Genomic DNA, 11225 nt, shown 5'->3' with positions numbered 1-11225 from the left:
TATTAAAAGAAATCTGCCACCAGGATATTATAAGATCTAGGGTTGATATGGTACTTGATGCTTATAGTATATTCTTCCCTTAAAAAAGAGTTATTAGTACCCTTTTGCCGGATATGGAAACTAAAAAAAGAGGCTGCTGCGGCAAATGTTCATCATCTGCCTGCAGCAGCTTCCGTTTGTTCTCCAATTTTGCAGTGTTAGTTCCAATCCTGATCATTCAGGCGCTTGTATGATTTGTAGCGTTCTCCGGCAAATTTTTCGGCTCCTTTAAAAAGGTCTTCCGCCGTATCCGGGAAAGTACGAAGCAAGGAGCTGTATCTTACTTCAGACATGATAAAATCTCTGAAGGACGCTGATGGCTCTTTCGAATCGAGGGTAAACGGTTTTTCTCCTTTTTCGAGAAGATCCGGATTGTAACGGTACAGATGCCAATACCCGGCTTCAACAGCTTTCTTGGCCTGTGTGACACTGGTCGCCATACCGGAATGAATGCCATGGTTGATACAGGGTGCATACGCAATAACCAGAGAAGGTCCTTTGTACGCCTCTGCTTCCTGAATGGCCTTTAAGGTCTGAGTCATGCTGGATCCCAGAGCAACCTGGGCAACGTAAACATAGCCGTAGCTCATGGCCATCATGCCGAGATCCTTTTTGCGGATTTTCTTGCCGGCTGCAGCAAATTTAGCAATGGCAGCACGTGGTGTTGCCTTGGAAGCCTGACCGCCTGTATTCGAATAGACTTCTGTGTCGAGAACCAGAATATTGACATCATCGCCTGAAGCCAGGACATGGTCCAGTCCGCCGTAGCCGATATCATAAGCCCAGCCGTCTCCACCGATGATCCACTGTGATTTTTTGACCAAGTGATCTTTCTTCTCCAAAATCTTTTGCAGAAGTTCATTGGACTTCACATCGACGGAAGCAAAAGCGTCAAGCACTTTTTTGGCAGCGGCCTTGGAGGTATCTCCATCATTCATATTCTCTGTCCATTCCTGGAAAGCTGCTTTCATTTCCGTAGGAATATCCAGACTGAGGGCCTGCTTCATTTCGTCAGCCAGTCTGCTGCGCATCTGCTGAACGCCAAGATACATACCATACCCGTATTCAGCATTGTCTTCAAACAAGGAGTTGGCCCAGGTAGGTCCTTTACCTTCTTTGTTGGTGGTATATGGAATGGAAGGAGCACTGCCGCCCCAGATCGACGTACAACCTGTGGCATTTGCAACCATCATCCGATCCCCAAACAGCTGGGTTAAGAGTTTTACATAGGCAGTCTCTCCGCAGCCGGGGCAAGCGCCGCTAAATTCAAGCAGCGGTTTAACAAACTGGCTGTTCTTCACGGAATATTTATTGGCAATTTTGTCTTCTTTACCGCTTAAAGCCACCGCATACTCCCAGAGAGGAGCCTGGACCGCGGTCATCTCTTCGACTTCCCTCATAACCAGCGCTTTTTCTTTCGCAGGACAAATATCCGCGCAGTTGCCGCAGCCTGTGCAATCGAGCGGGCTGACCTGCATGCGGTATTGGAGTCCGGCCAGATCTTTGCCGGCAGCCTTGACAGCAGCAAAAGCTTCCGGAGCCTGAGCCGCTTCCTGCTCATCCATCAGGAAAGGTCTGATCGCGCTATGCGGGCATACATAAGAACATTGGTTGCATTGGGTGCAGTTATCTTTGATCCATTCAGGAATCGCAGTACCAATCCCGCGTTTCTCGTAAGCCGAGGTCCCCAGAGGGAATGTTCCGTCCTCACGGCCTAAAAATGCACTTACCGGAAGTTTGTCACCTTCCTGGGCAGCCATAACACGCGCAACATCTTTAATAAAGGCAGGGTCTTTCTCATTTCCGAGGAAAATGCCCTTATTGGCATCGGCCTCAGCCCAGGATGCGGGAACTTCAACTTGCACAAGTGCATTACATCCGGCATCGATCGCCTTATTGTTCATGTCAACGACTTCCTGTCCCTTTTTGCCATAGGCCTTAACAACCGAATCCTTCAGGTACTGAAGCGCATCCTCCAGCGGAATGACTTTGGCCAGCTTGAAGAAGGCCGACTGCATAATCATATTGATCCTGCTGCCGAGTCCAATTTCCCTGGCAATCTTGCCAGCGTCAATAATATAGAACTTGGCATTCTTAGCCGCAATGGCTTTTTTGAGTGCATCAGGAAGCTTTTCGTCCAGTTCCTCCACCGGCCACTGACAGTTTAATACGAACGTACCTCCAGGTTTCAGTCCTTTCAGCAGATGATATTTATCCACATAGGACTGGTTATGACAGGCAATGTAGTTCGCGGTATTGACAAGATAAGGCGCTTTGATCGGGGTTTTGCCAAATCTCAGATGCGATACGGTCGTACCTCCTGATTTCTTGCTGTCATAGGCGAAATAAGCCTGAGCATAGAGTTCCGTGAAATCTCCGATAATCTTGATCGCCTGCTTATTGGCACCGACGGTTCCATCCGCACCAAGTCCCCAGAACTGGCAGCTGATGGTTCCTTCAGGGGTTGTATCAATAAATTGCTTCTCTTCCAAAGAAGTAAACGTAACATCATCAATAATGCCGATCGTGAAACCGTGCTTGGGACTTTCCGCTTTCAGGTTCTCATATACCGCGAGGATCTGAGAAGGTGTGGTATCCTTGGAACCCAGACCATAGCGTCCGCCGACAATTACCGGTTTTTCGGCCTGCTTGGAGAAAACATCTACAACATCAAGGTATAAAGGTTCGCCAAGGGAGCCCGGCTCTTTGGTACGTTCCAATACAGCTATTTTCTTGACTGTCTTGGGCAAAGCTGCGATAAAGTGTTCCGCAGAGAAAGGCCGGAACAAACGAACCCTTAATACACCTACTTTTTCACCCTGGGCTGCAAGATAATCAATCGTTTCACTGATTGTATCCCCGACAGAACCCATAACAATAATAACCCGCTCAGCATCCGGAGCTCCATAATACTGAAAGAGCTTATATTCACGTCCCGTAAGACCCTTATATTTTTGCATATATTCTTCGACAATCCCAGGCACCGCCTGATAAAAACTATTACTGGCTTCGCGGGCCTGAAAGTAGATATCGGGATTCTGGGCGGTCCCTCTGAGACAGGGATGTTCAGGATTCAAGGCATTGTCTCTGAACTGTTTCAATGCTTCCCAATCAAGCAGCGTTCCAACTTCTTCATACTCCGGCACGTTGATTTTGGAAATCTCATGAGAAGTCCTGAAGCCATCAAAGAAATGAAGGAACGGCACTCTGGCTTTTATTGCAGAGAGGTGAGCGATGTAAGCAAGATCCATGGCTTCCTGCACACTTCCGGAACTTAACATCGCAAAGCCGGTCATCCGGACAGACATGACATCCTGATGATCGCCAAAGATGGACAAGGCATGTGCTGCAAGTGCTCTGGCACTGACATGAAAGACACCGGGCAGCTGCTCACCGGAGACTTTATACATATTCGGAATCATCAGAAGCAGACCTTGAGAAGCCGTATACGTCGTAGTAAGCGCTCCAGCCTGCAGCGAACCATGAAAAGCACCAGCGGCTCCGGCTTCCGATTGCATCTCAACTACCTTCATCGGTTGGCCAAAAATATTCTTACGGCCATACGCAGCCCATTCATCAACAAGCTCTGCCATATCGGATGAAGGGGTAATCGGGAAAATAGTAGCTACTTCGGAAAACGCATATGAAGCATGCGCAGCAGCTTCGTTCCCTGACATTGTTTTCATTTTCGACATTTGTTTTCTCCTCCTCAATCTTCTTGTTTGTTTTTCTTTCGTTAGAGATAACCCCTATCCGACCAACTAAATAAAAGAAACTAAAAAAATAACATTAACGGATTGAAAATGTTGCTTCGGCCAGTAGTATGCGATTAAACTACCTGGATTAGGCTACAAATACAGGGAACTATTTTTTTACGATAGTCCCCTGCTATTTTAGTATACTTTTTATTTCTTCTATTCGTCAAGCTTAATTTTGCTGCAAAAGGGCTTATTTAAAAAAGAATACTGTATTCAATCAGACAATTTATATTCCTATTAATTGCAGAACAGCAAGCACAATTACCCCAGGAAATCCAAGTATCGCGACAACACTCACGGTAAAAATATTAATCGGGATCTCAAATGAAAAAATGCTTAACAGCAAATCCACGACCCATAAACCGACAATTCCGCCAAGGATGTGAATGAAGAGCTTAATCAGTTTATTGGGTTTTCTTAATGAGGCCACGGTCACCAATATTAATAGGACAATAAACAACCCTAAAAAAACGAACGTCATGATGGTGATTCCTCCCGCCGTATATCCTGTTATCAGGCTATGCCGACAGTGGACAAGATAGAACCAAAATAGCAAAGGGAGTATCCCAAATTCAGATACTCCCACAATGATCAATACAATCTAAAAATAAGGACCGACATCTGAATTACAGCTGACGTCTGCCTTCGAGCGCCCGGGCAATGGTGACTTCATCCGCGTATTCTAAATCTCCGCCTACCGGCAGGCCATGCGCGATCTTTGTTACTTTAATCTCGATGGGTTTTAGGAGCTTTGAAATATACAATGAGGTGGCCTCACCTTCAACCGTTGGATTCACTGCCAGTACAACTTCCTGAACCCCTTCCAGCCGGTGGAATAATGGAGATAGATTAAGCTGCTCCGGCCCGATCCCTTCCATTGGCGACAGTACACCGTGTAAGACATGATAAAGCCCTTTATATTCGCCGGTCTTCTCCAGCGCAATCACATCGCGGGGCTGTTCTACGACACAAAGAAGCGTTCTGTCCCTGCGTTCTCCTGAACAAATTTTACATGGATCAATATCGGTATAATTCCCGCAAACCGTGCATTGTTTGATATCCTGCAACGCTTTTGTCACTGCCTGCGTCAGTTCACCGGCTTGATCCGGATGCCTCAAAAGATAAAAGGCAAGGCGCCCTGCAGTCTTCGGCCCAACTCCAGGCAAGCGAGAAAATGCCGCAATCAAATCGGACACTGGCTGAGGATAATATAGATAATCCATAAAATGTATACTCTCCAGAATTTTTCTAGTCCCTTGTCAACCTTAAACTGATTAGATTTAGCATTAAACGGTATCAATGTTTTAGAATAATCCGGGAATATTGAATCCTCCGGTTGCTTTGGCCATGCCGTTCTCGACCATCGCCTGGGCATTCCTAAGTCCCTGGTTGACTGCAGCTTTAATCATGTCCTCGAGTAGTTCAGCGTCATCCGGATCAATCGCTTCCGGCTTTATCTTGAGTTCCAGAACTTCCATTTTACCGCTGACAACGACTTCCACCATGCCGCCGCCTGAAGATGCCTGAATACTTTGACTTTCCAGTTCTTCCTTCGCTTTCATCATATTCTCTTGCATCTTCTGTGCCTGTTTCAGCATCTGGTTCATATTGCCCATTCCGCCGCCGCCTTGTTTAAATCCCATGAATAACACTCTCCTTATTCGACTATTCTTTTTTTGCTATTGCTTGATTCTTTTTTCTAACATTCGTTTGCTCGCTTATGGCTCGCTTAAAGCTGTCTATCATCTATATTACTTTTCTTTTCGCACCTGCACAAGCTGATCTCCAAATAATTCGCGGGCTTTTTGGACCAAATAGTCGTCTTCAGCTGGTCCCATCCGGTCCGTTACTCTTTTTTTTGACTCTGTAGAATCCGCAGCTTCAGCCGGCAGATCCTGAACCTCACTTTCAATAAGGTTGTTCAGACTGAGTTTTCTACCAAATGTTTGCAGAAGTACTTCTTCCACAACATTTTTATTTTCTACCTGATTGAATTTGTCCCGGTGGAAAGAATAGCCGTCTTTAAAAACCAAATAGACCTGATCATCTTTTACGGCAAGCGGTTTTCCCTCCAGCAGGAAAGCATGGGTAGATCTTTTCCGTTTCCGGACTTCCTCGAGTATTTCCGGCCATTTATCCTGGACCGTCTGGAAGTTGACACTGCCTTGTTCAGCAGCAGGTAAGGTTTCAGCCATATTCTGGTCCTGTTCGGTGGTTTCAACTGCCTTCGTTGGAGCCTCATCCTTACTTTCAGCCGGATGTTTACCGGCCGTCTGCACAGCCTTTTGCGGCTGTTTAACGTGCGTTTCTTTAGGCCGGTTTTCGGTTGTATCAGTTGAACCCCCCGCTATATCTGCTCCAAAAATGGTCTGCACCAGAATCATTTCCGCTGCCAGACGGGCATTTGTCGCGTAGCGCAATTCCCCTTCACCCTTCAGAAGGACATTGATCCAGCAGAGAAGTCGGTTCAGACCGATTGCCTGACTCTGCGCAACAAGCCGTCGGGTCATCTCAGGTGCCATCAAAGGTTCCTGACCGCCGGTCAAATATAACAGCGCCTGCCGCAGATAGTCCAACAGTTCGCGGATGATTTGCCGGGGATCCCGACCCAGAGAAATTCCTTCTCCGAGCTTAGCCAGGGTCAAAGCATAATCTTGATTCAGCAGGGAATCCGTCAGATCTGCACTGAATGTTTCCCCAACCATGCCGATCACCTGATAAATATGCTCCATCCTGATAGGATCATCCTGCAGTAGACACTGGTCCAGGATGCTTAATGCATCGCGCAAACCACCTTCGGCCTTAGCCGCGATAACCCGCAGTGCTTTGGTCTCGATATCCCGTCCTAAAGCCTGACACACCTCCTGCAGTCTCATCGCAATGCCTTCCGCGGAAATGCGGTGGAACTCAAATCTCTGCACTCTGGATAAAATCGTCAGTGGCACTTTATGGGCCTCCGTCGTTGCCAAGACAAAGACAACATTGACCGGTGGCTCCTCCAATGTTTTGAGCAAAGCATTAAAAGCCTCAGGTGTGAGCATATGGACTTCATCGATAATATATACTTTATATTTGCCGCCAGACGACGCCAGCTTTACTTTCTCTCTTAAATCCCGGATTTCATCAATGCCTCTGTTGGAAGCGGCATCGATTTCCAGGACATCCATCGCATTTCCCTGCTCAATATCCAGACACGATGCACACCGGCTGCACGGTTCAGCGCCATCCCGGTCGGAGCAGTTCAGTGCTTTCGCCAAAATCTTCGCTGCCGAAGTCTTTCCTGTACCCCGGGGCCCGCTGAACATATAAGCATGCGCGACCTTATTCTGGCTCAGTGCATTAGTCAAGGTTATTTTGACATGTTCCTGGCCCACCATCTCACTGAATTTTTTGGGCCGCCACTCTCGATAAAGTGCAAGATATGCCATGTTATCACCCGTCACTTCCTAAATTCATAAAGAATACTTGGCCGACGCCAAGCCGTTGGCGGAAGCCTTAGTTGCACTTAGATATATCAAAAAGCAATATACTTTCGGATATACGACCAGAAACTTGAATTTTCTGATACACCAAAAAAGATGGTCTCCAAAAACCACCTTATATGAATAAAGACCGTGCACCTTTGATCGAACCAAAACCTCCGGACGTTAACCCTGCTCAAATGTTCATTCCCGGTCACCTCGCGGCACACAGAACTAACTCCTTAGTGCTGCTTCCGTCAGGATCTGACACGGTTCAAAGCGTTCCGTTGCGCAAGACCAGAAACTCATCACATTCAAACATGGACTGCTCCGACGACCAGATCCTCATCAAAGGAATTAAACCCCGCTATAGCGGATTGCGGGTTACAAGGAACCGCTGACTCCCCGTCTAGCACGGTCAAACTTTATTATACCATGAAAAAGAAAGTAAATAAATAAAAAGCCTTTAAATGTCAAGGCTTCGAATAATGTCAATGGCGGAGAGAGTGGGATTCGAACCCACGACACAGTTCATCACCATGTACCCGCTTTCCAGGCGAGCGCCTTCGACCAACTCAGCCATCTCTCCGGGTCTGAAACAGTAATTATTTCATTAATATCAGTTTTTCGCAAAAGATTTAACAAAGTCGCAAATGTTATTATACTGGCTCGGACAGCGAACGTCAACTCTAATTCAATATTAATGTTGTTGATCTGCGATAATGTCATAGTATAATTCTTCAAGGAAAATGTCATCCCCTCACAAAACAGATATAATGGGAGGATGAAATTAGAAATGAGCAAGCAAGAAGCAAGAAAAGTAACCATTATCGAAGAATTATTGGCAGGCCATTTATTAAACAAACAAGCAGCAGGGCTTCTAAATCTCAGCGTCAGACAAGTACAGCGGTTGAAAGTGGAGGCCACCGCCAATGGGGTCATGAGCATTCTGCATAAAAACAGAGGACGTAAGCCTGCTAATGCCTTAGATCCAAAGTTAGCCTTGAACATCATTGAGATTTACGAAAAGGAATTGATCAACTATAACTTTTGCCATGCTACCGATGTTCTCGCTGAAGACAAGGGGATATTTGTCTCTGTCAGCACTGTTTCAAGACATCTAAAAGCCAGTGGTATTCGATCCCCAAAGGCCAAACGAAGACCGAAGAAACATCGGTCAAGAAATGCCCGTAAACGTGAAGGAGAACTCGTTCAGATGGATGCTTCCAGTTATGATTGGCTGGGCAATGACTCCTACCTGCACCTTCATGGTGCTGTAGATGATGCCACAGGTCGTATTCTAGCTCTTCATTTCGAAAAGGAAGAAACCTTTGAAGGGTATTGTGAGTTGATGTTTCAGATGAATCAAGACGGCCATTTGCCAAGGGAAATTTACACCGATGGTAGAACAGTCTTTGCTTATGACAGTAAAACAAAAAAGAAACTGACACTAGATGAAGAACTAACTGGTAAAGTCGAGCGTCAACCCCACTTCGCAAGAGCTCTCAGAGAAACCAAAATTCTACTTATCATTGCCAAGTCTGCACAAGCTAAAGGGGGGATTGAAAGGCTCTGGGAAACTTTGCAGGATCGTTTGCCTAAAGATATGAAGCGTAAAGGCATTAATTCAATTGAACAGGCTAATGAATTCCTGAGGCAATATATTCCCTATTACAACCGCAAATTCTCCGTCCAGGCTGCCAGCATGGAAAAGGCCTATTTGCCCAAACAGGATTTGGCTGCATTTCAGTTAACCTTTGCTATACATGAAACAAGAAAGCTTGATTCAGGCCTTTCCTTTTCTTATAGAGGTCAGAAATACCGGTTGCCAATTTCTAAGGATAATAAAGAAATCCCTGCATCCCCTCATGACACGATTACTGTAGCAACCAGTAAACATATCGGAATGCAGGTTCTTTTCAAGGGCCTTGTGATTAAACCAGAACCGCTTAATACTCAGCCTAAGGAAAGTATAATACATATCTCTCAGCCAGACAACTCTACTAATTGCCTACCTTCTGAGACTTTAATTAAACCTAAAAACAAAACTAATTCCCCTTGGTTTGGCTATACCGAAATTTTCTATTCCAAGAAACTTAGGGATGACATTTCTGCTGCACAGTTATCACCCTATCAGGGTGACATTATCGCAGACTATTGACACTCTAATTCAATATTAATGTTTCTACAGCTTTTACCCGTTCTGCTCATCAGCCAAATTTACTTTCAGTTCTGTCAAATTAGCTAAACTTGCTTCCTGCTTTGTATTGCTTAACGGTTCAACGGCCCCGAAAATGAACATATTCAGGAATTCCAATCCGACCTGTTCAAAAGACATGCCGCTCTTCAGGATAAACTCAGGACTGAGAATCTCTGACATCGCTGTTAACAGTGATGTCTTAAAAATCCTGGAATCTACCCGTAAACGCAGTTTACTGCTGACCAGAAGGTGATCGATCAACCTGTCAATCTTTTTCTGACGGATCTGGTCAATTTTTTGCCAGAGCATCGGATAATGATGGCTTAAATCAGCTAAAAACTGAGGATTGATCAGATAAGAAATATTCTGAAGAGCCCCGACAATGATCGTGTTGATATCTTTTGAATCGGAAAGTCTCAAATTCCTGGCAATAATTTCATCCGTTACCTTATCAATCGTTGCTTCAAACAAGTCTTCTTTGCTGGCAAAATGACGATAGATCGTTCTTTTACTTAATCCGGCCGCTTTGGCCAGTTCTTCCATGGAAAGACGGGAAAAACCCAGAGCATTCTTTATAGCAAGCTGTTCACAGGCCAGAATAATTTTTTCTCTCGTATCCACGATGTTAACTCCTCTTTTTAGGCTATTTTCTTCTTAAACTTCAGAATACTGATCGTAAGAAACAACACTGAAAATAAAATCAGGCAGATGACCTGGCTGACCAGGTAGGAAAAACCAATTCCTTTCAGAACGATTCCTCTGATGATGTCCAGGTAATATGTCAGCGGAATCACATCGCTGAGATAGTAAATGATCCTGGGCATGGCGTCCCGCGGGAAAAGAAAACCCGAAAGCATAATACTCGGAAGCATGATAAAAAAGGACATCTGGAAAGCCTGCATTTGATTTCTGGCAATATTGGATATCATGATACCCAGACCTAAGGACGCTGTGATAAAGAACAGCGTCAAGCCATACAGTTCCAGCAGGCTCCCTTTGATCGGAACCCCAAACACCAGGACCCCGACCAGCAGGGCAACGGTAATCTGGATATACCCCAGAAAGATATAAGGAATAATTTTTCCGATCATCAGCTCATACGACTTGATCGGCGTAACGATAAGCTGCTCGAGCGTTCCCTTTTCCCTCTCCCGGACCAGGGACATCGATGTCATCATCACCATAGAAAGTGTCACAACAATTCCCAGGATCCCGGGCACCATATAATAAGCGGTAATTCCGTCCGGATTATACCAGGCCCGTACTCGGATGTCGTACGGCGGATTAGTCAGATCGATATGCAGTTTCTGAGTAATGACTTCCTGTGATTTCAGCAGGCCGATGGAATTAGCTGTCGCCATCGCCTGGTTCGCTACCATATTGTCGCTCGCATCGACAATCACCTGGACAGAGGCAGATTCGCCTTTTTGCACGTTATTGGCAAAACCTGGCGGAAAAACGATCCCGACCTTCGCCTTGCCGCTGTCAATCATATCATTAACTTCCTGAAAACTATTGGCCGCATAAAGGACGTCATAATATCCGGAAGCACTGAAAGCCTCCAGCAGATCTCTGCTCTCCTCGCTAAGAGACTGATCAAATACTACCGTCGGGATATGTTTGACTTCCGTTTGGATCGCATAACCAAATAGAAGCAGCTGAATCAGAGGAAGCATAAACACCAGTCCCAGTGTCAGTCTGTCTCTGCGGATATGCAGAAACTCCTTATAAAGAACAGCCTGAATTCTTCCCATTCGTATCCTCCTC

The 11225-nt window shown here is 45.6% G+C and carries 8 protein-coding genes, 1 tRNA gene and 1 other RNA gene; 1 reads left to right on the top strand and 9 read right to left on the bottom strand.

The genetic code is table 11. From position 1 onward, the window contains the following. Positions 1 to 197 precede the first annotated feature (197 nt). From nifJ to DHBDCA_RS01040, 7 genes are all read right to left on the bottom strand, one after another. On the bottom strand, positions 198 to 3734 hold the full coding sequence (nifJ, locus tag DHBDCA_RS01065; RefSeq protein ID WP_015042281.1) for a pyruvate:ferredoxin (flavodoxin) oxidoreductase: 3537 nt from the start codon (positions 3732 to 3734) through the stop codon (positions 198 to 200). A 289-nt stretch (positions 3735 to 4023) separates the two neighbouring features. Next, positions 4024 to 4278: a pro-sigmaK processing inhibitor BofA family protein gene (locus DHBDCA_RS01060; RefSeq protein ID WP_015042280.1), complete on the bottom strand. Its 255-nt coding sequence runs from the start codon at positions 4276 to 4278 to the stop codon at positions 4024 to 4026. Positions 4279 to 4423: 145 nt separating this feature from the next. Beyond that, on the bottom strand, positions 4424 to 5020 hold the full coding sequence (gene recR, locus DHBDCA_RS01055) for a recombination mediator RecR (RefSeq protein ID WP_015042279.1): 597 nt from the start codon (positions 5018 to 5020) through the stop codon (positions 4424 to 4426). 81 nt (positions 5021 to 5101) lie between these two features. Beyond that, positions 5102 to 5440 (bottom strand): YbaB/EbfC family nucleoid-associated protein, encoded by a 339-nt coding sequence (locus DHBDCA_RS01050; protein ID WP_015042278.1) that lies wholly within the window; start codon positions 5438 to 5440, stop codon positions 5102 to 5104. Between the two features lie 108 nt (positions 5441 to 5548). Beyond that, on the bottom strand, positions 5549 to 7225 hold the full coding sequence (dnaX, locus tag DHBDCA_RS01045; RefSeq protein ID WP_015042277.1) for a DNA polymerase III subunit gamma/tau: 1677 nt from the start codon (positions 7223 to 7225) through the stop codon (positions 5549 to 5551). 184 nt (positions 7226 to 7409) lie between these two features. Then, positions 7410 to 7676, bottom strand: an RNA gene (ffs, locus tag DHBDCA_RS14790) — signal recognition particle sRNA large type. A 77-nt stretch (positions 7677 to 7753) separates the two neighbouring features. Further along, positions 7754 to 7847 (bottom strand) — tRNA-Ser (locus tag DHBDCA_RS01040). Between the two features lie 195 nt (positions 7848 to 8042). On the opposite strand from DHBDCA_RS01040, the gene DHBDCA_RS01035 reads away from it, so the two are divergent. Continuing rightward, complete coding sequence (locus tag DHBDCA_RS01035; RefSeq protein WP_242824890.1) at positions 8043 to 9419, top strand: ISNCY family transposase; 1377 nt, start codon at positions 8043 to 8045, stop codon at positions 9417 to 9419. A 33-nt stretch (positions 9420 to 9452) separates the two neighbouring features. On the opposite strand, the gene DHBDCA_RS01030 is transcribed toward DHBDCA_RS01035, so the two are convergent. Together DHBDCA_RS01030 and DHBDCA_RS01025 are read right to left on the bottom strand one after the other, a co-directional pair. After that, positions 9453 to 10079 (bottom strand): TetR/AcrR family transcriptional regulator, encoded by a 627-nt coding sequence (locus DHBDCA_RS01030; protein ID WP_015042275.1) that lies wholly within the window; start codon positions 10077 to 10079, stop codon positions 9453 to 9455. 17 nt (positions 10080 to 10096) lie between these two features. Further along, the gene (locus tag DHBDCA_RS01025) at positions 10097 to 11212 is read right to left on the bottom strand and encodes an ABC transporter permease (protein WP_015042274.1); all 1116 of its coding nucleotides are present in this window, start codon (positions 11210 to 11212) and stop codon (positions 10097 to 10099) included. Positions 11213 to 11225 lie beyond the last annotated feature (13 nt).

Origin of the sequence: Dehalobacter sp. DCA (assembly GCF_000305775.1) — a bacterium.
Lineage (GTDB): Bacteria > Bacillota > Desulfitobacteriia > Desulfitobacteriales > Syntrophobotulaceae > Dehalobacter > Dehalobacter alkaniphilus.
Note: the sequence above shows the minus strand (reverse complement) of the source record. Positions and strands in the feature narration are given on the sequence as shown.

Bases quoted from the DNA above. Each gene is read 5' to 3' on its own strand.
- nifJ (WP_015042281.1), bottom strand. From the start codon at position 3,734: ATGTCGAAAATGAAAACAATGTCAGGGAACGAAGCTGCTGCGCATGCT.
- DHBDCA_RS01060 (WP_015042280.1), bottom strand. From the start codon at position 4,278: ATGACGTTCGTTTTTTTAGGGTTGTTTATTGTCCTATTAATATTGGTG.
- recR (WP_015042279.1), bottom strand. From the start codon at position 5,020: ATGGATTATCTATATTATCCTCAGCCAGTGTCCGATTTGATTGCGGCA.
- DHBDCA_RS01050 (WP_015042278.1), bottom strand. From the start codon at position 5,440: ATGGGATTTAAACAAGGCGGCGGCGGAATGGGCAATATGAACCAGATG.
- dnaX (WP_015042277.1), bottom strand. From the start codon at position 7,225: ATGGCATATCTTGCACTTTATCGAGAGTGGCGGCCCAAAAAATTCAGT.
- DHBDCA_RS01035 (WP_242824890.1), top strand. From the start codon at position 8,043: ATGAAATTAGAAATGAGCAAGCAAGAAGCAAGAAAAGTAACCATTATC.
- DHBDCA_RS01025 (WP_015042274.1), bottom strand. From the start codon at position 11,212: ATGGGAAGAATTCAGGCTGTTCTTTATAAGGAGTTTCTGCATATCCGC.